20 protein-coding genes are annotated in these 22,670 nt (G+C 60.0%); 9 read left to right on the top strand and 11 right to left on the bottom strand.

The genetic code is table 11. The features are described 5' to 3' along the window. Positions 1-3 precede the first annotated feature (3 nt). Positions 4-2,748 (bottom strand): ribosome-associated ATPase/putative transporter RbbA, encoded by a 2,745-nt coding sequence (gene rbbA / locus H1Y61_RS04450; RefSeq protein WP_180573825.1) that lies wholly within the window; start codon positions 2,746-2,748, stop codon positions 4-6. An 11-nt stretch (positions 2,749-2,759) separates the two neighbouring features. Beyond that, complete coding sequence (locus tag H1Y61_RS04445; RefSeq protein ID WP_015917209.1) at positions 2,760-3,800, bottom strand: HlyD family secretion protein; 1,041 nt, start codon at positions 3,798-3,800, stop codon at positions 2,760-2,762. 201 nt (positions 3,801-4,001) lie between these two features. Between H1Y61_RS04445 and H1Y61_RS04440 the strand changes: the two genes are divergently transcribed. After that, the gene (locus tag H1Y61_RS04440; protein ID WP_180573824.1) at positions 4,002-5,003 is read left to right on the top strand and encodes a P1 family peptidase; all 1,002 of its coding nucleotides are present in this window, start codon (positions 4,002-4,004) and stop codon (positions 5,001-5,003) included. 118 nt (positions 5,004-5,121) lie between these two features. Then, positions 5,122-6,282 (top strand): alpha-D-ribose 1-methylphosphonate 5-triphosphate diphosphatase, encoded by a 1,161-nt coding sequence (locus tag H1Y61_RS04435; protein ID WP_235680829.1) that lies wholly within the window; start codon positions 5,122-5,124, stop codon positions 6,280-6,282. Between the two features lie 3 nt (positions 6,283-6,285). Here the strand turns inward: H1Y61_RS04435 and H1Y61_RS04430 are convergent, their stop codons facing one another. The 8 genes from H1Y61_RS04430 to H1Y61_RS04395 all read right to left on the bottom strand — a co-directional run bounded on the left by H1Y61_RS04430 (position 6,286) and on the right by H1Y61_RS04395 (position 14,480). Further along, positions 6,286-7,038, bottom strand: a complete 753-nt coding sequence (locus H1Y61_RS04430) for an ABC transporter ATP-binding protein (RefSeq protein WP_180573822.1) — start codon at positions 7,036-7,038, stop codon at positions 6,286-6,288. Beyond that, entirely contained in the window at positions 7,035-7,868 is an 834-nt protein-coding gene (locus H1Y61_RS04425) for an ABC transporter ATP-binding protein (RefSeq protein ID WP_180573821.1), read from the bottom strand. Before H1Y61_RS04425 ends, H1Y61_RS04430 begins: the two co-directional genes overlap by 4 nt. Continuing rightward, positions 7,865-8,791 carry an ABC transporter permease gene (locus H1Y61_RS04420; protein ID WP_409065462.1) on the bottom strand — a complete coding sequence of 309 codons (927 nt, stop codon included), beginning with the start codon at positions 8,789-8,791 and terminating at the stop codon, positions 7,865-7,867. The genes H1Y61_RS04425 and H1Y61_RS04420 overlap by 4 nt, the downstream gene beginning before the upstream one ends. Beyond that, entirely contained in the window at positions 8,788-9,855 is a 1,068-nt protein-coding gene (locus H1Y61_RS04415; RefSeq protein ID WP_180573820.1) for an ABC transporter permease, read from the bottom strand. Before H1Y61_RS04415 ends, H1Y61_RS04420 begins: the two co-directional genes overlap by 4 nt. Before the next feature lie 15 nt (positions 9,856-9,870). Beyond that, positions 9,871-11,511 carry an ABC transporter substrate-binding protein gene (locus tag H1Y61_RS04410; RefSeq protein WP_180573819.1) on the bottom strand — a complete coding sequence of 547 codons (1,641 nt, stop codon included), beginning with the start codon at positions 11,509-11,511 and terminating at the stop codon, positions 9,871-9,873. Between the two features lie 48 nt (positions 11,512-11,559). Further along, complete coding sequence (locus tag H1Y61_RS04405; RefSeq protein WP_174111811.1) at positions 11,560-12,612, bottom strand: dipeptidase; 1,053 nt, start codon at positions 12,610-12,612, stop codon at positions 11,560-11,562. 242 nt (positions 12,613-12,854) lie between these two features. Continuing rightward, positions 12,855-13,769, bottom strand: coding sequence for a sugar kinase (locus H1Y61_RS04400; protein WP_180573818.1), 915 nt, complete (start codon positions 13,767-13,769; stop codon positions 12,855-12,857). 15 nt (positions 13,770-13,784) lie between these two features. Beyond that, positions 13,785-14,480: a GntR family transcriptional regulator gene (locus H1Y61_RS04395; RefSeq protein WP_180573817.1), complete on the bottom strand. Its 696-nt coding sequence runs from the start codon at positions 14,478-14,480 to the stop codon at positions 13,785-13,787. Positions 14,481-14,785: 305 nt separating this feature from the next. On the opposite strand from H1Y61_RS04395, the gene uxaC reads away from it, so the two are divergent. Then, entirely contained in the window at positions 14,786-16,186 is a 1,401-nt protein-coding gene (uxaC, locus tag H1Y61_RS04390) for a glucuronate isomerase (protein WP_180573816.1), read from the top strand. Between the two features lie 230 nt (positions 16,187-16,416). Here uxaC and H1Y61_RS04385 read toward each other — a convergent pair whose 3' ends face one another. After that, positions 16,417-16,593 (bottom strand): hypothetical protein, encoded by a 177-nt coding sequence (locus H1Y61_RS04385; RefSeq protein ID WP_180572328.1) that lies wholly within the window; start codon positions 16,591-16,593, stop codon positions 16,417-16,419. Here H1Y61_RS04385 and H1Y61_RS04380 point away from each other — a divergent pair. From H1Y61_RS04380 to H1Y61_RS04355, 6 genes are read left to right on the top strand one after another with little or no spacing between them, the layout of a single operon-like run. Beyond that, complete coding sequence (locus tag H1Y61_RS04380; protein ID WP_197971645.1) at positions 16,592-16,915, top strand: cupin domain-containing protein; 324 nt, start codon at positions 16,592-16,594, stop codon at positions 16,913-16,915. The genes H1Y61_RS04385 and H1Y61_RS04380 overlap by 2 nt on opposite strands. 18 nt (positions 16,916-16,933) lie before the next feature. Then, positions 16,934-17,755 (top strand): 5-dehydro-4-deoxy-D-glucuronate isomerase, encoded by an 822-nt coding sequence (gene kduI, locus H1Y61_RS04375; protein WP_180573814.1) that lies wholly within the window; start codon positions 16,934-16,936, stop codon positions 17,753-17,755. Then, positions 17,752-18,498 (top strand): 2-dehydro-3-deoxy-D-gluconate 5-dehydrogenase KduD, encoded by a 747-nt coding sequence (kduD, locus tag H1Y61_RS04370; protein WP_180573813.1) that lies wholly within the window; start codon positions 17,752-17,754, stop codon positions 18,496-18,498. The genes kduI and kduD overlap by 4 nt, the downstream gene beginning before the upstream one ends. Beyond that, entirely contained in the window at positions 18,476-19,945 is a 1,470-nt protein-coding gene (locus H1Y61_RS04365; RefSeq protein WP_197971650.1) for a mannitol dehydrogenase family protein, read from the top strand. The genes kduD and H1Y61_RS04365 overlap by 23 nt, the downstream gene beginning before the upstream one ends. After that, entirely contained in the window at positions 19,942-21,132 is a 1,191-nt protein-coding gene (gene uxuA / locus H1Y61_RS04360) for a mannonate dehydratase (protein ID WP_180573812.1), read from the top strand. The genes H1Y61_RS04365 and uxuA overlap by 4 nt, the downstream gene beginning before the upstream one ends. Then, entirely contained in the window at positions 21,125-22,663 is a 1,539-nt protein-coding gene (locus H1Y61_RS04355; RefSeq protein ID WP_180573811.1) for an altronate dehydratase family protein, read from the top strand. Before uxuA ends, H1Y61_RS04355 begins: the two co-directional genes overlap by 8 nt. The last annotated feature ends 7 nt before the right edge of the window (positions 22,664-22,670 follow it).

The raw sequence follows: 22,670 nt of genomic DNA, 5'->3' as shown, positions 1-22,670 counted from the left end.
CCCTTACCTTTCCTGCTTGCGCAGCAGCGACCAGCCAAGCCCGATAGCGCCAATCCAGAACAGGGCCAGCGGCCAGACGAAGCCCATTAGCTCGATAAAGCCCAACCCCTTGGTGAAAGCTCCGACGCTGGCGCGCATGAAATAGGTGGTGGGAAACACCAGGCCGATGGCGTGGCCCATGCCCTGTAGCGACGACACCGGCTGCAACAGGCCGGAAAACTGCGTACCGGGCATCATCGTGCCGATGGCGGTGACGAACAGGGCCGCCACCTGGGTTGAGGTGAAGGTTGAGCTTAAAATACCGATCGAGGTTGTCGCCAGCACATAGACAAAAGCAGCCACCGATAGACCGGCAAGAGAGCCTTTCAACGGCACGCCGAACAGCCAGACGGACAGCAGGAACATCATCAGGAAGTTGATGAAGCCGATGGCCACATAGGGCAATTGCTTGCCCAGTAGAAATTCCAGCTTGGTCACCGGCGTCACGTAGAGATTGCTGATCGATCCCATTTCCTTTTCCGACACGACGCCAAGCGCCGTCAGGATCGAGGGAATGAACACCAGCAGCAGGGCAATCACCGCTGGCACCATGGCATTCAGGCTGAGAAAAGCCTGGTTGTAGCGATAGCGCATTTCCACGCCAGCGACCGACCGGATCGTTCCACCCGACTGACGGACAATTTCCTGCAAGAACCGCTGATGGGCACCGGAGACATAGCCGAGCGCCGTCTCACCACGGAAAGGCATGGCGCCGTCCAACATGGCCAGCACGTTCGGCCGCTTGCCGGCCCGCAGATCGGCACCGAATTTCTCGGGTATATCAAGCGCCAGCATAATGTCGTTGGCCTTCAATCGCGACAGCATCCCGGCTTCATCTGAAATCGCAGGTTGCAGGGTGAAGGCGGTGGAAGCCGAATAGGCATCGATATAGGCCCGGCTCTCGGCACTCTGGTCGCGGTCGAGCACGGCGAACCGCAGGTGATCGACATCCAGTGTCAGGCCGTAACCGAAAATCAGCATCAGCAGCGCTGTGCCAGCCAGGGCGAAACCAAGCCGGATCTTGTCGCGCATCAGCTCCATCGCCTCGCGCCGCGCATAGGCCATGAGCCGGGCCGGAGAAAACCCCTTGCGCACCAAGGCCCCGGCAGCGTTCTCCACCACCGTTGCGGCACCGGCCTGCGGCTGGGTTGCTGCATCAGTCAGGTTTTCCTGTCGTCCTCCCGCCTTCATAAAGGCGACGAAGGCATCGTCGAGGCTGGCGCTGCCGGTCTGCTCTTTCAACTCCTGCGGGGTGCCGCTGGCAATCACCTTGCCTGCATGCATGAAGGCGATGCGGTCGCAACGCTCGGCTTCGGCCATGAAATGGGTGGAGACGAAAATCGTCACGCCGTTTTGCCGCGATTGCTCCACCAGATCGTTCCAGAAGCCGTCACGCGCCAGCGGATCGACGCCGGATGTCGGTTCGTCGAGGATCAGGATATCCGGCTGGTGGATCAGCGCCACGGCCAGTTGCAGGCGCTGGCGCACCCCGAGCAGCAGATCGCTCGACAGGAACTGCAAATAGGGCTGAAGGCCGAACTGCTGCGCCAAAGTCTCGATCCGCGCCTTGGCCGCCTCCCCGGTCAGGTCGAAAATCGCCGCATGCAGGTTGAGATTCTGCTGCACCGTCAATTCGGCATACAACGAAAAGCCCTGCGACATGTAACCGACCCGACGGCGGGCATCGACATCGCCGGCACCCGTCTTGGCATCGACCGATTGGCCAAACAGCCGTGCCTCGCCACTGCTGGCTGGCAAAAGCCCGGTCAGCATTTTCATGGTGGTGGATTTCCCACAGCCATTCGAACCGAGGAAGCCGAAAATTTCGCCCTTGGGAATGCGGAAGCTGACATGATCGACAGCGGTAAAAGCCCCGAATGACCGGGTCAGCTCCTTGGCCTCGATGGCAACTTCACCCCGATCAACGAAGGCAAGCCTGGGCGGCGGATCGCCATAGCCCTGTTTTGCCGCATCCGGCAGAAGCGCAATGAAAGCCTGTTCCAGGGTTTGCCGCCCGGTTTGTTGCAGCAGGATCTCGCAGGTGCCATCCGCCAGGATACGGCCATCGTGCACCAGAACCACGCGCTGGAAACGGCTCGCCTCCTCCATATCGGACGTGGCGGTGATAATGGTCAGGCCGGGCCGCGACGCCTGGATGCTCTCCACCAGATCCCAGAACTGCCGTCGCGACAAGGGATCGACACCGGTCGTCGGCTCATCGAGCAGCAGGAGATCGGGATCGTGCACCAGGGCGCAGCACAGGCCGAGCTTCTGCTTCATGCCGCCCGACAGCTTGCCCATCAGCCGGTCACCGAACGGATCAAGCCCGGTCGCCTTCAGCAGCCGGTCGATGCGCCCGGCCCGTTCCGTCGCGTCCTGCCCGAACAGCCGACCGAAGAAGTCGATATTTTCGCAGACGGTCAGGTTGGAGTAAAGATTGCGGCCCAGGCCCTGCGGCATATAGGCAATGCGCGGCTGCACGGCATTGCGCGCACCGGCTCTCGCCATATCCGCCCCAAGCGCCGTGATCCGGCCTTGTTGGATTTTTTTTGCGCCCGCCAGCAGCGCCAGAAGCGTGGACTTGCCCACCCCGTCCGGCCCGACCAGGGCAACCCGCGATCCGGCCTCGATGGCGAGGTCGATGGCGCTTAAGGCCTGGCGTTTACCATAGGAATGGGACAGGCCTGCCAGTTCGACAGCGTTTTCCATAGCGGCCCCGCTTACGGCTTATTGGCGGAAGGTTGGGTATTCGAAGCCGAAGGGTCGAGAGGCGCTGTCGTCAGATCGGATTGCAGCCGGTCCGGCCAGACCGCGGCCGCATCGGTCTTCACATAGCCAAGACCGGTGATCCCGGTTTTCACGAGCGGCAGATATTGCTTCACCAGTTCCTTCGGTGCGCTGATCTTGACGCGGAACATCAATCGGTCGCGCTCGCTGCGGATTTCAACCTGTTTCGGCGTATATTGCGCCTGCGGCGAGACGAAGGATACCGTTCCGGGAATGGCCCGGTCCGGCAGAATATCGAGCAGGATACGGCCCTCCGCACCGATTGCGGTTTTCGCGGCGTCGGCAGACGGAAGATAGATCGTCATATAAACATCCGACAGATCGAGAACCGTCAACACCTTGCCGCCCGCCGCCAGCACCTCGCCCGGCTCCGCCAGCCGGTAAAGCACCCGGCCGTCCTTCGGCGCCGTCAGCGTCGCATCGGCGACGGTCTGGGCAATGCGGTCGGCCTCCGCCTTGGCATTGTCGATGGTCGCCTGCACGCTGTTTAACGTGCTCTCGGCCGCCGAGACCGCCGCCTTGTCGCTGTCACGTGTCAGCCGCTGACTGTCAACCGCCTGATCGGAAACGAAACCCTTGCCGAGCAGGACCAGCTTGCGCTCCAGATCCTTTTCGGCCAGATCGAGCTGGCTTTGTGCCTGAGACAATTTGAAAGCCGAAGCATCGCGGCTCTGTTCGGCTTCGGCGATCTTGGCCTTTGCGGCGCGCAACTGGCTTTGCAGTTCCACCGTATCCATATGCGCCAGCACTTGGCCCTTGGTGACCAAATCGCCCTCGCCGACTTCGACGGATACCAGCCGGCCTGCGCTTTTGCTGGCAATATCGACCTCGGTCGCCTCGATCCGGCCATTGCCCGTGACGATGCCTGACGGCAGCGTATCGGCTCGCCCGAATTTCAGATAGGCATAGGTGCCGCCGGATGCGGCAAGCAGAACGACAACGAAGGCAAGGGCGAATTTCTGGGGCTTCTGCATGGACAGCTCAAATCTCGAAAAAGGGGCCGACAGCACGGGAATCCAACGATCGGTCAAACCGTAAGGCACTAAATTCACTGTATAAACTTGTTACGAGCGCTTTCAGGGTATAACGCTTATGCGTCAAACTTACTGGCCTTTACCGGTGCGTCCTTGATTGAAATCAAGTCGTCCGCAACACAGTCCGAAGGAGCATCCCGCATGAAGCCCGGCCCTCTCAACCTGCTGACGGATGTTACCGGTCTTTCGGTCGGTCATGCCACCGATCTGGCGCTCGGTTCCGGGGTGACTGTCATCGTCTTCGATCAACCGGCCACCGCATCCGGCTCGGTGCTGGGCGGTGCGCCGGGTGGGCGTGAGACGGGCTTGCTCGATCCAGCGCTGTCCCTGGTCACCCAGGTCAATGCGCTGGTCCTGTCGGGCGGTTCCGCCTTTGGGCTGGATGCAGCGGGCGGCGTGCAGGCGGGTCTGCGCCAGCTTGGTCAGGGTTTTCCGGTCGGTGATATGAACGTCCCCATCGTGCCGCAGGCAATCCTGATGGATCTGCTGAATGGCGGCAACAAGGATTGGGGCCTCCATTCCCCCTATCGCGAAATGGGCTATGAGGCCTTTCAGGCCCGCAGCACAGGCCGCTTCGCATTAGGAACAATCGGGGCTGGAACAGGGGCCACCACCGCGACGGTCAAGGGTGGCCTTGGTTCGGCCAGCGCCATCTCCGCCAGCGGCCATACCGTGGCAGCCTTGGTTGCTGTCAATGCGCTTGGCACGGCCACCATTGGCCGCTCGCGGCAATTCTGGGCCGCACCTTTCGAGCAGGATGGTGAATTCGGCGGTCTCGGCATGCCCTCTTCCGTCAACCCTGATGATATTGCACTACGCCTCAAGGGTCGCGACCCGATCGCCACCACCATTGGCGTCATTGTCACCGATGCAGTTTTGACCAAGGCGGAATGCCATCGCCTGTCAATCATGGCTCATGACGGATTGGCGCGGGCGCTGCTGCCTGCCCATCTGCCCGCCGATGGCGATACGGTATTTACCGCCGCCACCGGCGCCAAGCCGTTGCCGGACCTTGCCAGCTTCATGGAGCTTTGCCATCTCGCCACCCTCACCATGGCCCGCGCCATCGCCCGTGGCGTATATGAAGCGCAAGCCCTGCCTTACAACTGTTCGCAACCGGCGTGGCGTGATCTTCATGTCTGATTTCCAATCGCTGACATAGAACGGTCATCACAGAGATTTACACCGCGCCTGTTGCGGCACGGCTCGAATCGGCTGAACCATGCTATGTGGAATAAAAAGCGGAGAGATCGGGATGGACATGAGCGGTAAGACACCTTCGAAACGCCTGGTCCTGACCAATACCGCCATTGTCCTTGCCGACCGCATACAGACCGGCACGGTGGAAATTGAAAACGGCCAGATCATCGCCATCGGCCCGTTAACCCATGCCAGCGACGCCATCGACCTTGGTGGCGACATGCTGATCCCAGGCCTCGTCGATATCCACACCGACCATTTCGAAAAGCATGTCTTTCCCCGCCACCATGTCCGCTGGAACTACACGACGGCGGCCCTTGCCCATGACGCGCAAATCATCGGCGCCGGCATTACCACCGTGTTCGACAGTCTCTGCGTCGGCGCAGCGGAAGACGGCAGCGAGCGGGCGGAAATCCTCGGGCCAATGATCGAGGCGCTGGAAAAAGCACAAGGTGCCGGCATGTTGCGGGCCGAGCATTTCGTGCATCTGCGTTGCGAAGTGATCGATGAACAAACGCCTGCGCTGATGGAAGCCAATATTGGCCATGCTCTGGTGCGCGTCGTCTCGGTCATGGAGCATCTGCCCGGTATCCGCCAGACGCGAGATCTCGACACCTATCTGGCCAAGGTCGCGAAATTGCGTGGCGAAGCCCTTGCTGTGACCACGGCACGGGTTGCGGACCTGATCACCGCCAAACAGGCCATTGGCAACCGCATCCGCCCACAGGTGGTGGATATCGCCAAGCGCCACAACAAGCCGCTGCTCAGCCATGACGATACCGATATCGGGCATGTCGATCTCGCCGCTGACGAAGGCGTATCGATCAGCGAATTTCCCTGCACGCTGGAGGCCGCCCGCGAAGCCCGCAAACGTGGCATGCAAATCGTCGGCGGCGCACCGAATATCGTGCGCGGTGGCTCACAATCCGGCAATGTGGCAGTGCGAGACCTGCTGCTCGAAGGCCTTTGCGATATTCTGGCCTCCGATTATGTACCGCGCGCCTTGCTGGACGCGCCCTTCGCCATCGCCGCCGATCCGGATCTCGCCTACGACCTGCCCGCCGCGATCCGCATGGTCAGCAAGACCCCGGCAGAAGCCGCCGGTCTCAACGACCGCGGCGAGATCGCGCCAGGCAAACGCGCCGATCTCTTGCAGATTGGCCAGCATGGCGGCCATCCATTCATCAAGCAGATCTGGCGCGAAGGGCTGCGGGTTGGGTGAAGGTCAGCTTTTGCGCCGAAACCCCTCACTCGCCACCATCAATTGCCGTGTATAATCCGCCTGCACATCGCGTCGGCGTAGCGCTTCGACATCCATGACTTCCACCACCTGCCCGGTGCGCATCACCGCCAACCGGTCGCACATATGGCTGATAACAGCCAGATCGTGGCTGACCATCAGGAAGGTCAGGCCGCGATCCTTGCGGGCCTGTTCAAGGAGATTGAGGATTTCCGCCTGGATCGAGGCGTCGAGCGCCGAGGTCGGCTCATCCAGCAGCAGGATTTTCGGCTCGACGATCAGGGCGCGGGCAATGGCGATGCGCTGGCGCTGGCCGCCGGACAACTGGTGCGAAAACCGGAAGCGGAAACCGGAACCGAGACCAACCTCATCCAGAGCGCGGGCAATCCGGCTATCGACATCGGAAAATCCATGTACAGCCAAAGGCTCCAGCAGCAGCCGGTCCACAGTCTGACGCGGATGCAGCGAGCCGTATGGGTCCTGGAACACCATCTGCACGGTGCGATAGAAGGTCTTGTCGCGCTGCTGACCGGTATAGCTTTTGCCATCGACAGTCAGCACGCCGCTTTCGAAAGCATTCAGCCCGGCAATCGCCCGCAACAGTGTTGATTTTCCGGAGCCGGATTCCCCGACCAGACCGAAACTCTCGCCCTGTTCAACGGCGATGCTGACACCGTCCAGCGCCAGGAATTCGTCGAAGCGCACGCCCATTTCTTCAACAATCAGGGCCTTGCTCATTGCGCCCACTCCACCTGACGCTGCAAGACCGGCAGCGGATGCTGGTTGCCTTCCAGGCGCGGCAGGCAATTCAGCAGGCCCTGGGTATAGGGATGTTTCGCCTCGGACAGGTTGGCCGCATTCAGTTCCTCGACAACCCGACCCGCATACATCACCAGCACCCGGTCGCAGAAGGAGGAGACCAGCCGCAAATCATGGCTGACAAAAATCAGCCCCATGCCGCGTTCCCGCACCAACATATCGAGAATATCGAGCACTTCCAGCTGCACCGTCACATCCAGGGCTGAGGTCGGCTCATCGGCAATCAGCAGTTCCGGCCCGCAGACCAGCATCATGGCGATCATCACCCGCTGGCCCATGCCGCCGGAAACTTCATGCGGATAAAGCTTGAACACCCGTTCCGGATCGCGGATCTGCACCGCTTCCAGCATGGCCAGCGCCCTGTGCCGGGCTTGCTTTCCCGTCATTCTTTCATGGGTCAACAGCGTCTCGACGATCTGTTTGCCAATCGGCATGACAGGGTTCAGCGAATATTTCGGGTCCTGGAGGATCATCGCCATCCGCTTGCCGCGCAGCGCCCGACGCTTCGCTGTCGAAATCGCCAGCAGATCCGTATCGCCGAAATGCAAGTGATCGGCGGTGATCCGCGCATGGGCGGGGGTGAGCCCCATGATCGCCCGCCCGGTCTGGGATTTGCCGGAGCCGGATTCGCCAACGATCCCCAACCGCTCCTTGCCCAGCGTGAAAGACACGCCGCGCACGGCTTCCACCAGACCCGTGCGGGTCGGAAAGCTGACCTTGAGATTGTCCACCGTCAACAAGGCACTCATTGTCCGGCCTCCTTCGGGTCCAGCGCATCGCGCAGGCCATCACCCAACAGGTTGAAGCCGAGGCTGACAATCAGGATGGCGAAGCCCGGCATGGCGGCAACCCACCATTGATCGAGAATGAAGCGACGGCCATCGGCAATCATCGCCCCCCATTCCGGCAGGGGCGGCTGGGCGCCCAGGCCCAGGAAACCGAGACCGGCAGCCGTCAGGATAATGCCCGCCATATCCAGCGTGACACGGACAATCAACGAAGACAGACAGAGCGGCATGATATGGCGCAAGACGATGCGAAAGGGCGAAGCCCCCATCAGCTTGACGGCAGAGATATAATCGGAATTGCGAACCGTCAGCGTTTCGGCCCGGGCGATGCGCGCATAAGGCGGCCAGGAGGTGACGGCGATGGCCAGAATGGCGTTTTCGATGCCGGGGCCGAGGGCTGCGACCAGCGCCAGAGCCAGAACGAGCTTCGGAAAGGCCAGGAAAATATCGGTCAACCGCATCAGCACCGCATCGACCCAGCCGCCCGCATAACCGGCCACCGTGCCGACCAACAGACCGATGGGTGCGGCAATGATTGCGACCAGCACCACCACCATCAATGTCAGCCGCGACCCGTAGATCAGCCGGGAATAGATGTCGCGTCCCTGGTCGTCGCTGCCGAGCCAGAAACCACCGGTACCGGGCGCCATTAACCTTGCATTGGCAAGATCGCCCTGCACCGGATTGTGGGTGGCGAGCAGATTGGCAAAAGCAGCAACCAGAATGAGCGCGATAATGATGCCAAGCCCCAGCAGCGCGAGCCGATTGGCGGAAAATTGCCGCCAGATCACATAGGCGCGGCCAAGCCGGGCCTGCCGGCGCGATTGGGGCCGGTCCGACAGCAGCCACTCACGAAGGGACATATTATCTGAGGGCGTCATCATCGGCTGCGCGTCCTCGGGTCAAGGGTCTTGTAAAGGAGATCCGACAGGATGTTGATGGCGATGAACACCGAACCGATAATGATGGTTCCGCCCAGCACCGCATTCATATCGGCATTTTGCAGCGAATTGGTGATGTAAAGACCGATGCCCGGCCATGAGAAGATCGTCTCTGTTAGCACCGAGCCTTCCAACAGGCCTGCATAGGACAGAGCAATCACCGTCAACAGCGGCACAGCGGCATTGCGCAAGGCGTGGAACCAGATGATCCGGCTTTCGGACAGGCCCTTGGCGCGAGCCGCAACGATATATTCCTGCGACAGTTCGTTGAGCATGAAAGAGCGGGTCATTCGGCTGATATAGGCAAGTGAGAAATAGCCGAGCAGTGCGCCGGGCAGGATGATATGGCGAAACAGATCCCAGAGGATCTCCCATTGGCCCGCCATGGCGGCATCCAACAGGTAAAAGCCAGTGACGGGTATCAGGTCATATTCATAGACCACATCCATCCGCCCGGGATAGGCCACCCATTGCAGCTTGGCATAGAAAAACAGCAGCGCCAAAAGGCCGAGCCAGAAGATTGGCACGGAATAGCCGATCAAACCGATGACCCGGACAATCTGGTCCGCAAGGCTGCCGCGCTTGACAGCGGCCAGAACGCCTAAGGGAAGGCCAATCACCGCGCCGATGATCGTGCCGACCGTGGCAAGTTCAACAGTTGCCGGAAAAAACCGGCCGATATCGGTCATAACCGGATTGGTTGTCAGAACCGATGTGCCAAAATCGCCCGAGAGCACTTGTTTTATATAGACGAAGAACTGGTAATAGAGCGGTTGATCCAGCCCCATTGCCCGGCGCGTCTGTTCGACAACCGCCTGCGGCGCACGGTCTCCCAGGACAGCAAGAACCGGATCAATCGGGATCACCCGACCAATGAAGAACGTGACCGCCAGAAGACCGAGATAAGTCGTCGCAACAGTCACGAAAAATCCCGCAACTGCCTTGAAACCTCTTAACTGCCGGTCGCGCCTGCGACCGGCAGATGCTTGTGTTGTGGTGAGAGCCAAGAGCCCTGCTCCTGATCAATCCTTGGAAATCAAGTTTTTGAGGTTGCTGTCGAAGGTGGGGCCAAGCTTATAATTTTGAACATTGGCCCTATAGCCGGCAATTTCCGTTTTTTGATAGATGATCACAAACGGACCATCAGCCAGAACCTTTCGCTGCAAGTCTTCATACATCGCCTTGCGCTTCGGCGTGTCCCGCTCCAACAGCGCTTCGCTGGTTTCCTTGGTCAACTCAGGCACATCCCAGGCATTGCGCCAGGCGAGTGTCTTGGATTTTGGCGTGTCGGAATTGTCAGGATTGCTGGTAAAGGTTTCGGCATTGGAATGCGGGTCCCAATAATCAGCACCCCAATCCCCGATATAGATGTCATGGTTGCGGGCGCGGTATTTGGTCAGCGTCTGCTTACCATCGCCCTGGATGAGTTCCAGCGTGATGCCCGCCTGTGCGAAGGTCTGCTGCATGGATTGGGCAATGCTGGTCATCGGCTCGATGGAGCGCACATCCATGGTGACTTTGAAGCCATCCTTGAGGCCTGCCTTTTCCAGCAATTCCTTGGCTTTCGCAACATTCAACTTGTAGGGCTGATCATCGATGGAACCCAGAATGCCCTTGGGCAGGAAGGATTCATGCACGGTGCCGACACCCTTGATGAGGGTTGCGCCGATAGCATCGTAATCGACAAGATATTTGATGGCCTGGCGCACTTCCGGCTTGGAGAGATACTGGTTCTTCTGGTTGAGACCGAGATAATAGACCGTTCCCTTCTGGGCAGAATTTGTCTTGATATTTTTCGCATTGGCAATCGCGGTAAAGTCCGTCGGCGACAGATTACGCGCCACATCGACGTCACCGGATTCCAGCGCCAGACGTTGGCCGGAGCTTTCCTTCAGGAAGCGGTAGATGACCCGCTTCAGCTTGGCCTTTTCACCATAATAATTGTCATTACGCTCCATCACGACCAATTCATTGGCACGCCATTCGCGCAGCTTGAAAGGACCGGAGCCGGCGTAGTTGGTCTTCAACCAGCCGTTGCCGAAATCGGTATCATAAGGATAATCCTTGGAAACCGTCACGGCTGCCGCATGGCTCTGCACCAGTTTCTTGTCAACGATGGCACCGACGGTTGCGGTCAGGCAGTTCAGCACGAAGCTGGTCGCATAAGGCTTGTCCACCTTGAACTGGAAGGTCGCGGCATCGACTGCCTTGGCATTTTCCGCGACATTGTCACCACTCAGGCCGAATTGCTGGAGGATGAAGGCCGGGTTTTTGTTGAGCTTGACGGCCCGTTCAAAAGAATAGGCCACGTCTTCCGCGGTGATCGGGTTGCCGGAGGCGAATTTGATGCCGGACTTGATCTTGAACGTATAGGTCAGGCCGTCTTCAGACGCACTCCAGCTTTCCGCAATGCCGGGCGCCACGGTCGAGGTATCGGCAATATTCAGCTTTACCAGCGTATCATAAGTATTGCCGGTGACTTCGGCGGCGGAGATTTCGAAAGCCTCGCCCGGGTCCATTGTAATGATATCGTCAAATGCCCAGGCCTCGACCAGGGTATCTTTCGGCGTAGCGGCAAAAGCGCGCGGCACGCCCGTAACGCCCAGCGCCAGAACAGCACTGGCCGTCGTCATCAGCCTGCGGCGTGTCAATGTCATGGTCATGGTCCCGTCCCCTTTTTTAAAGTCAATGATCGCCAACAGATGCCGGAATTACTCGCCCCAGGCCGTCCCAAGCACCCGCAGCCAGTTTTCACGGGCAATCTTAGCAATATCTGCATCACCGTATCCAGCCGATTGCAACGCTTCAAGCAACCTCTGGTTCCCACTGGCATCGCCGATTGCACCGGGCACCGTGCAACCGTCGAAATCGGAGCCGAGGCCGACGCAATCGATACCCATGCGCTCCACCATATAGTCGATATGGCGCACCATGTCTGACAGCGGGGTCTCGGCAAAATCGCGGGCATCAGCGCGCAGCATGGTCACGGCGTAGTTGAGACCAGCGATGCCCTTGCGCTCGCGGATCGCGTCCATCTGCCGATCCGTCAGGTTGCGGGCCACCGGTGTCAGCGCGTGCGCATTGGAATGGCTGGCGATCAGCGGTTTGTCGGAGGTTTTCGCCACGTCCCAGAAGCCCTTTTCGGTGATATGGGCAAGGTCGAGGGCAATGCCCAGCCGGTCGCAAGCTTTTACCAGCTCAAAACCGAGTGTCGTCAGACCCGGACCGGTATCCGGCGACATCGGGAAGGCAAAGGGAACGCCATGCCCGAAAATATTCGGGCGGCTCCAGACCGGGCCGAGCGTGCGCAGGCCCGCCTGGTAAAACACTTCAAGGGCGGCCAGATCGGCATCGATGGCCTCGCAGCCTTCCATATGCAGCACGGCGGCAAAGGTGCCGTCGGCCATGGCAGCGCGAATATCCGCCGTTGAGCGGCACAGCCCCCAGCCGCCAGCCCGCTCAAGCCGCAGCGCAATCGCGGCCATCTGCAACGCAATGTCGAGTGAAGATGCGCGCGCCAGGGGCTTATCAACAGGGGTATTGTAATGGCCCTTGTCATCCGGCTCGGTCAGCACGAACTCACCGTCGGAGGGAATATAAATCGCGCAGAGACCGCCACCAAGCCCGCCACGGCGGGCGCGTGGCGCATCGATATGACCTTCCCGTGTACCATCGATGAATTGCCGCACCGGATCGACGCCCGCTGCATGAGCCCTCCACAAACGCAGGAGGACATCATTATGCCCGTCGAAAACCAATTGCATGAACACTCACCTTTTGACGCATTGCGACGGCCATTCCTTTTTGACAAAAGCCACAAGCCTATGACAAAAAAGGGAAATATTGCCAATCTCTGTTTTAGGCGCAGAGTAGAATCAAAAGCTGCAACGGTTCAAGCGAAAATAATTTACATCACAACACAAAGAAGCGAGCATTCTTGCGGCATTGGTTTTCGGACACGGCTTTTCGCACGTTCGTCGGCCAAGGGTGTTTTGAGGAAATGTTTTCAGGGGATATTTTCGATCTTCACCAAGGCGCCTCGCTTACGGATCACCTGAGCGGAAACGGCAGCCCCTTGCGCCAATGCCTCAGCCATCGCGACACCCGAAAGGCGGGCCGACAGGAAGCCGGCATTGAAACTATCGCCAGCTGCTGTCGTATCGACGAGATCGGCGACCGGCACGGGATCGAATGTCACTGGCCCTTCTGCTGCGTCAAAGGCATGCACACGGCCCGCGCCATTCTTGACCACCACGGTTACCGCACCTGCTTTTCGGTATCGGATAATCGTGGCATCAGGTGTGACATCGTCGAAATTCGGCCCATCCTCGTCAAAGGACGGCAGGACGATGTCGGCAACCTTGGCCGCCTGCGACACCGCATTGCACATGCTATCACGATCCGGCCAAAGCCGGGCGCGCATATTAGGATCGAAAGCGATCAGGCTGCCAGCATCGCGGGCCTGCGCCAGAACCTCCAGCAATTGCTGACGGCCCGCCGGGGACAGGATGGCAAGGGTAATGCCGGAAAACAGAATGAGATCGCGGCCCCGTACGGCCTCTAAAAGAAACGCACGGTCGTCTGCCAGACGCTTGGCGGCGGATTGGCCGCGCCAATAGCTGAAACTGCGCTCGCCATTGACAAGCTCAATCATATAAAGCCCGACCGTCGCATCCTCCAGACGGCGTAAATGCCCGGTGCCTATTCCCGCCGCTTGCATGAAGGCGAGCATGGCTTGCGAAATAGCATCGACACCGATGGCCGAGCAATAATCCACCCCTTCGTCTGCACCCAGAAGACGGCGCAGATACCAGGCCGTGTTGAATGTATCGCCGGCGAAATTGCGTTGATAGGCACCATCTTCGCGGGGCGCCATTTCCACCATGCATTCGCCGATGGTCAAGATCCGTCTATTGCTCATCTTATCCTGCCATCCTCATTCGGTCGCGAAATACTGGCCTTGGGTTTCCCTGATCCGGCTGATGATCGACAGGATGCGGGACAGATGAACCCGCATGTTGGCTGCCGCCCGGTCGCCATCGCGTGCCTTCAACGCGGCCATGATCTCGATATGGTCGTCAATGGCGCTTTGCGCACCGAAAGCAAGGCTGAGATAACGGATTCGGTCCATATGCGCCTTGCTGTCGCGGATCAGCGCCCAGGCGAAGTCATGGCCCGACATCTTACAGATCTGCCGATGAAACTCGTCGTCCAACTCGTGAAACAGCATCTTGTTGCCAGCGTCCATGGCTTTGATCTGCCGCTGTACCAGGTCGTCAAGCGCCGCGATCTGCTCGTCGCTCAACCGCTCGGCGGCGGCCCGCACGGTTTCCATTTCCAGTGCCGTGCGGATGAAGCGGGCCTGCAAGACCCCGCGTTCGGAAATATGCGTCACCACAGTTGCCCGTTGCGGGCGGATCATCAGGAAGCCCTGCTGGGACAGGCGATAGAAGGCGTCGCGCACCGGTTGGCGAGACACGCCCATCTGCTTGGCAACATCCACTTCCGACAATTTTGCCCCGGGCGGCAGCTCCAGTTCAACCACCTGCCGGTATAACAGCTCGAAGACCTGCTCGGTGACCGAAGGTTGCCGCTGAACATCCAGCGTGCGCACATTGACCGTATCAATCATCCCACCCTCCGATTACCACCGCCATCGTCACTCCATTACGTCTTCGCCCAACGACGAACCCAGACCGACCAAGTCCCGGGGATCATACCCCAGACCGCATTGACACAATTTGCATACTAACATATTAGATTGGCAGCGGAATGCAATTGCGTTTCGCCACCACTGTCACTGCCCAGGCCATCGATCAAAAGACGATGGCCAACGCAAGGGGCGGCAGTTGTTTTAAGCCATAATACGCCGGACCGAAATCGGCTTGCGATATTATGCTCTATTAGAATTACGGGGCGCACGCGGAGACCACGGCATTGCTTCATCCAGATAGGCTTTTTCCCCTTGACCCCACAGCACGCACGCTGGCGCGCACGCTTTATGAAACGGTCCGCGACCTGCCCATCGTCAGCCCGCATGGCCACACTGACCCCCGCTGGTTTGCGGAAAATGAAGCTTTTCCCGATCCGGCCCAGCTGTTCGTGGTGCCGGACCATTATGTGTTTCGCATGCTCTATTCCCAGGGCATCGACCTCACGGCGCTTGGCGTGCCGCGTGTCGATGGCGGCATGACAGAAACTGATGGCCGCAAGATCTGGCGGCTGTTTGCCGAAAACTTCCACCTGTTTCGCGCCACGCCCAGCCGCATGTGGCTGGACCATGCTTTTGAGGATGTGTTCGGCCTCACGACCCGGCTGTCGGCGCAGACGGCGGACCAGACCTATGACCATATCGCCGATTGCCTGACGAAACCGGAGTTTCGCCCCCGCGCCCTGTTCGAGCGCTTCAATATCGAAGTGATCGCCACCACGGAAAGCCCGCTGGACGAGCTGAAATGGCATGAGACGATCCGCGCCTCCGGCTGGAATGGCCGCGTCGTCACCGCCTACCGGCCTGACCCGGTGGTCGATCCGCAGTTTGAAGGCTTTGCCACCAATATCGAGCGGTTCGGGCAATTGGCTGGCGTCGATGCCACCAACTGGAGCGGCTATCTGGAGGCGCATCGCAACCGCCGCGCCTTCTTCAAAACCTACGGTGCCACCAGTTCCGACCACGGCCATCCCACGGCCCGCACCGAGGACCTGCCGCAGGATCAGGCCAAGGCGCTGTTCGACAAGGCGCTGACCGGGCGGATTACCCCAGATGAGGCTGATGCCTTCCGAGGCCACATGCTGACGGAAATGGCCCGGATGAGCCTGGAAGACGGGTTGGTGCTGCAAATCCATCCCGGTTCCTACCGCAACCATTCCGCTGGCATCATGGCGAAACATGGCCGCGACAAGGGCTTCGATATCCCGACCCGCACCGATTACGTCCGGGCGCTTAAACCCCTGCTGGATGCAGTCGGTATGGAGAAGGACCTGACGGTCATTCTCTTCACGCTGGACGAAACCAGCTATTCGCGCGAACTGGCACCGCTGGCAGGTGCCTATCCGGCCCTGAAGCTCGGCCCCGCCTGGTGGTTCTTCGACAGTCCTGATGGTATGCGCCGCTTCCGCGAGACAACGACCGAGACCGCCGGTTTCTACAATACCGTCGGCTTCAACGATGATACCCGCGCCTTCTGCTCCATCCCGGCCCGCCATGATGTGGCAAGGCGGGTGGATTGCGCCTATCTAGCCGAACTGATGCTGACTGGCCGTCTGGAGGAGGACGAAGCCCAAGAACTTGCAGGCGATCTCGCCTACGGACTGGCGAAAAAGGCCTATCGGCTCTAGCTGAGGAGCAGCGGGTCCTGGCGTTTTTCAGGGAAAAGCGGATACTGATTTTCCCGAAAAGACAAACGAAAACAAAGGAAAGCGAGAGGTTGCCTGATTCAGAACACAGTACACGCCCAAAGGACTCATGGGCTTCGCCCCCCTCATCCCCCTGCCGGGGACTTCTCCCCGCTGGGGAGAAGAGGCCAAGGCGATAGCACTCAGCCTTATTCTGATGTCGGAAAAGGGCTTTACTCGCTCTTTACAGCACCAGAGAAAGCGCTGGACGCCGCCGCAAGTCTTTTCTCCTCATCGGGAAGAAGGTAGCGGCAGCCGGATGAGGAGGCGGCAAAGCCGCAAGACCTTTGCGTCGTGTAGTATGGCGTCAGACTGAACCAGACAGCCTCGATGGAGGAGAAGCCAGTCATGGATACAGACTTCGTCAGGACCTTTCCGGTGGTCGAAACCGGCCACGGGGTGACCCGCCAGATTCTCTCCGACAGCCCAGAACTGATGGTGGTGAAATTCGCCTTCGCCAAGGGTGCGGAGGGCCTGCGCCACCATCATCCACATGTGCAATCCACCTATGTTCAGTCCGGCCGGTTCGAATTTTCCATCGGCGACGAGACGTTCACGGTCGGTCCGGGCGACAGTTTCGTTATTCCCTCCCTTGCCTTTCACGGCTGCCGGGCCATCGAGCCCGGTGTGCTGATCGACACATTCACGCCCCGGCGTGACGATTTTCTTTGATATTTGAGGAGTTAAGCCATGCTGACCGTTGAAACCCGCCACGCCATCGACCCGCAGACCGCCAAAAGCTTCGACACCACGGCCCTGCGCAAGCATTTCCATGTCGGCGGTATTTTTGCGGATGGTGAAATCCGGCTGATTTATACCCATTACGACCGGATGATCGTCGGTGGTGCAGTGCCTGAAGGTGCTTCACTGGTGCTGGACCATGTGAAGGAATGCGGCACCGCCTCCATTCTCGACCGGCGCGAACTTGTCGTCGTCAACATCGGCGGCACAGGCACGGTCGAGGCGGATGCCACCTATGAAATGGGCAAGGGCGACATGCTCTATCTCGGCATGGGCGCGGGCAAGATCACCTTTTCAGGCGCTGGCCGGTTCTACATTCTCTCAGCCCCGGCCCACCACACCTATCCCTCGCGCCTCATCAAGATTGAGGAAGCCGCCAATGTGACGCTTGGCTCGCAGGCGACCTCCAACGAGCGCACCATCTACCAGTTCGTGCATCCTGATGTGATGAAGGCCTGCCAGCTGGTGGTCGGCATGACCAAGCTTGCCCCCGGCTCCGTCTGGAACACCATGCCCGCCCATGTCCATGACCGGCGCATGGAAGCCTATCTGTATTTCGACCTGCCGGAAGGCCAGCGCGCTTTCCATATGATGGGCGAGCCGGACGAGACCCGGCACCTCGTGTTGAAAAACGAGGAAGGCGCGATTTCGCCGCCTTGGTCGATCCATTCGGGTGCAGGTACCGCCAATTACACTTTCATCTGGGCGATGGCCGGTGACAATGTCGATTACAAGGATGTCGAAGTGGTCTCGATGGAGACGCTGAAGTGAGCGATCTGTTCTCTCTTTCGGGCAAGACAGCGCTGGTGACAGGCGCCAATACCGGCATTGGCCAGGCCATTGCCCTGTCGCTTGCCGGGGCTGGCGCCAGCGTGATTTGTGCGGGCCGTTCGCCGGTGACGGAAACTGTCGAGCAGATCACCAATGCTGGCGGCAAGGCCTCCGGCCTCACCCTCGACCTCTCCGACCCGATGGCGGGCAGCGGCATTTTCGAGGATCTCGGCCCGGTCGATATTCTCGTCAACAATGCCGGTATCATCCGCCGCGCCGATGCGGTGGATTTCACCGAGGCCGATTGGGACGCGGTAATGGACGTCAACCTGAAGGCGGTATTCTTCCTCTGCCAGGCCTTCGCCAAGGCCTTGTTTGCCCGCGACGCAGGCGGCAAGATCGTCAATATTGCCTCGATGCTGTCCTTCCAGGGCGGTATACGCGTGCCATCCTATACGGCGTCGAAAAGCGGTGTCGCCGGGCTGACCAAGCTGCTCGCCAACGAGTGGGCGGCAAAAGACATCAATGTCAACGCCATTGCCCCCGGCTATATCGAAACGAACAATACCGAGGCGCTGCGCAATGACGCGGCCCGCAACAAGGCAATCCTGGAGCGCATTCCGGCTGGTCGCTGGGGCGAGGCCGAAGACATTGGCGGGGCTGCGGTGTTTCTTTCCTCAAGGGCGGCCAAATATATCCATGGCGCCATTCTCAATGTCGATGGAGGCTGGCTTGCCCGCTGATATATCCGCCAATCCGCAACGGCTGCGCCGCCCCGATAGCACCAGACCGCAGACGGGTATCGTCCATCTCGGGCTTGGCGCGTTCTACCGCGCCCATGGGGCGATCTATATCGAACAGGCCATGGAGAAATCCGGCGGGGACTGGGGCATTATCGGCGTCAGCCTGATGCGGCCCGACCAGCGCGACGCGCTCGCCCCCCAGGATTTCGCCTATACCGCCGTTGAGCTTGGACCAAACGGCGAAACGCCGAATGTCATCGGCGTGATCAACGATGTGCTGGTCGCACGGGAAAACCCGAGAGCCGTCATCGACGCGATGAGCGATCCGGCTGTCAAGATCGTCAGCCTGACGGTAACGGAAAAAGGCTATTGCCACGAACCCTCCACCGGCAAGCTGAACCAAGGCCATCCCGACATCCAGCATGATCTGACCCATCCCGAAGCTCCCCTCTCCGCCCTCGGCTTTCTGGTGCGGGCGTTGGAAAAGCGCCATGCGGCGGGCCTGCGTCCCTTCACGGTGCTATGCTGCGACAACCTGCCGGAAAACGGCAAGGTGGTGCGGGGCGTCGTGCTGGAACTCGCCGGGCTGATCTCAGCCGATCTTCAAGGCTGGATTGCCAGTGAAGGTGCCTTTCCCTCGACCATGGTGGATCGGATCGTGCCTGCTACCAAGCCGGAGGATATCGACCGGCTGGCGCAGATCACCGGCGTGCTGGATCTTTCCCCCGTCATGCACGAGCCCTTCCGACAATGGGTGGTGGAAGACCATTTCGTTGATGGCGCAAGACCGGATCTCGGGGCCGTCGGCGTCGAGTTGGTCGAGGATGTGACGCCCTTCGAGCATATGAAGCTGCGTTGCCTGAACGGCACCCATTCGTCGCTTGCCTATCTCGGCTATCTCGCCGGTCACGAAACCATTGCCCAGACGGTGGCCGATCCGGTCTTTGCCCGGTTCTGCAAAATGCTGTGGGACACAGAAATCACCCCCGGCCTGAAAGCCCCACCCGGTATCAGCCTTGGCGATTATACAGCTGCGCTGTTTGACCGTTACGCCAATCCCGCCATCCGCCACCGCACCTGGCAGATTGCCATGGACGGATCACAGAAGCTGCCGCAGCGAATTCTCGGCACTCTGACGGAGAACCTCGCGGCCAACCGGCCGATCACGGGACTGGCTTTGGCCGTTGCCGCCTGGATGCGCTATGTTGGCGGTATCGATGAAAAGGGCGACACCATCGATGTGCGCGACCCGTTGGCCGGACGATTGAAAAGCCTGAGCGATGGTGCTGCCGAGCCTGCCGACAAGGTAGCGGCGCTGTTGTCGGTGCGCGAGATTTTCCCTGCACCGCTGGCCGATAACCCAACTTTCCGCAATGCGCTGACGACAGCTTATCAAAGCCTTGTGACCAAGGGCGCGCGACAGACGATAGAGGATTTGAGCCGATGAAAGAGAGCTGGCGCTGGTACGGCCCCTTCGACCGCATTACCCTGACCGAGGTCGCCCAGACGGGTGCCTCCGGCATCGTCAACGCGCTGCACGAAATACCCTATGGCGAGGTCTGGGGCAGCGATGCCATTGCCGCCCGCCGCGACGAGATCGCCGATAGCGGCTTAGGCCTGACCTGGAATGTGGTGGAAAGCCTGCCGATCCATGAGGATATCAAGCGCGGCGAAGGTGATCTTGAAAGGCTGTTTGCCAATTACCGCCAATCGATGAAGAACCTGGCCGATGCCGGTATCTATACGATCTGCTATAATTTCATGCCATTGCTCGACTGGACCCGTACTCAGCTGGATGCGCCAGTGACACGCGGTGGCACAGCCCTGCGATTTTCCGAGCCGCATATGGCCGCCTTCGAAATCCACATGCTGGAGCGCGACGGTGCTGAAAATGACTATTCGCCAGAGGTGCGCGAGGCCGCCAAGGCCTGGTTCGACGCCTCCAGAGGCCTGCGGCAAAACCTGTTGAACAGCATCATGTCCGGTCTGCCCGGTGCCTTCGACCGCTACGATATCCGTGGGTTGCGTGAGGCGCTAAAGCGCTATCATGGCATCAGCCGCGATGAGATCCGCGCCAACTATGCCCGCTTCCTGGCCGAGGTCATCCCGACGGCGGAAGAGCTTGGCATGCGGTTTTGCGTGCATCCCGACGATCCACCGCGTGATATTCTCGGCCTGCCGCGCATCGTCTCCTGCGAAGACGACATTGCCTGGATCATGGAACAGCAACCGGCCCTTGCCAACGGCTTAACGCTGTGCGCGGGCTCGCTGGGGGCCAATCCGAAAAACGATGTGCCTGCCATTGCCGCCCGCTTTGCCGAGCGCATCCATTTTGCCCATCTGCGCAATGTGGCCAAAGAGCCGGATGGTTCCTTCCAGGAGGCCGCGCATCTCGATGGCGATACCGATATGGTGACGCTGATCGCCGTGCTGATTGCCGAAGAGCGCCGCCGCAAGGCAGACGGTCGCGCCGATTTCGACATTCCCTTCCGGCCGGATCATGGCCACGAATTGCTTGACGATGTCAGCCGTGGCACCCATCCCGGCTATCCGCTGGTCGGGCGTCTGCGCGGACTGGCGGAACTGCGCGGGGTCATTCGCGCCCTCTCTCACGGACATGTGCATTATGGCTGAAGCCCCAAGGACAGGCACAGTGTTGCTGCACCCGGATGACACCGTCGCCATCCTGACCAATCCCGCCCCGGCAGGCACGCAGCCGCTTGGGTTTGGCGTGAGCCTTGATCATCCGGTGGCGCGTGGCCACAAGATTGCCCGGCAGGATATGGCGAAGGGAGGCAATATCATCAAGTTCGGCCAGGTGATCGGCTATGCCAGCCGCCCGATCCGGGCCGGTGAGCATGTGCATACCGACAACTGTTCCTTCGGCGCTCACGACCAGCAGTATGACGTGGGGGCCGATTACCAGAAGGCGCTGGCCGCCATTCCTACTGTTAATCCTGAGAGATTCATGGGCTATCGCCGGGCGAATGGACAGACGGGAACGCGCAATTTCATCGCCATCTGCGCCACCGTCAACTGTTCCGCCACCGTCATCCGGCGCGCTGCCGATGCCATCAACCGCTCCGGCATTCTCGACGATTACCCTAATATCGACGGGGTCGCCGCCTTTGCGCATGGCACCGGCTGCGGCATGGATGCAGGCGGCGAAGGGGCGGATATTCTGCAACGGGTGCTATGGGGCTATGCCACCCATCCCAATGTCGGCGCTGCGGTTTTTGTCGGTCTGGGTTGTGAAGTCATGCAGCTTGCCCGGATGAAAATGCTTTATGGTGGCAATGACGACAGCCGGTTCTTTGGCCTGACGATCCAGGAGAGTGGCGGCACCGCCGCGACCATCGCGCATCTGATCGACCACATCAAATCCATCCTGCCCGTGGTCAATGCCATCAAGCGCCAGCCGATCCCGGCCTCGGAGCTAAAACTGGCGCTGCAATGCGGCGGCTCGGATGGGTTTTCCGGCATCACCGCCAATCCGGCGCTCGGCATCGCCTCCGACCTGCTGGTCGGCCTGGGCGGCACAGTGGTTCTCTCGGAAACACCTGAGATCTACGGTGCCGAACAATTGCTGTTGCGCCGCGCCGCATCAAGCGAAATCGGCGAGAAGCTGATCGCCCGCATTCGCTGGTGGGAAGACTATACAAAAATGAACCGGGGCTCGATGGACAACAACCCCAGCCCCGGCAACAAACTGGGCGGGCTGACCACCATTCTGGAAAAATCGCTGGGCGCTTCCGCCAAAGCCGGCAGCACGCCACTGACCGACGTGTTGAACTACGCAGAACGGATCGAAACCCCCGGCTTCGTCTTCATGGACACCCCCGGCTACGACCCGGTCTCCGCCACCGGCCAGATCGCTGGCGGCGCGCAAATGCTGGTGTTCACCACCGGGCGCGGTTCCGCCTTCGGCTCCAAGCCCACCCCCACCATCAAGCTCGCCACCAACAGCAAATTGTTCGAGGACATGCCCGACGACATGGACCTCAACTGCGGCGACATCATCAGCGCCGGGATTTCGCTGGAGCAGAAAGGCCGGGAGATTCTCGATCTCGTGCTGGCCTCGGCGTCGGGGCAGAAGACCAAGTCGGAGATTTTGGGGCTGGGGGATAACGAATTTGTGCCTTGGCAGGTTGGGGCGGTGATGTGAGGATTCA

The organism is Agrobacterium vitis, from assembly GCF_013426735.1.
GTDB classification, from domain to species: domain Bacteria; phylum Pseudomonadota; class Alphaproteobacteria; order Rhizobiales; family Rhizobiaceae; genus Allorhizobium; species Allorhizobium vitis_D.
The sequence above is the reverse complement of the archived record's forward strand: the minus strand, read 5'-3'. Positions and strand labels throughout refer to the sequence as shown.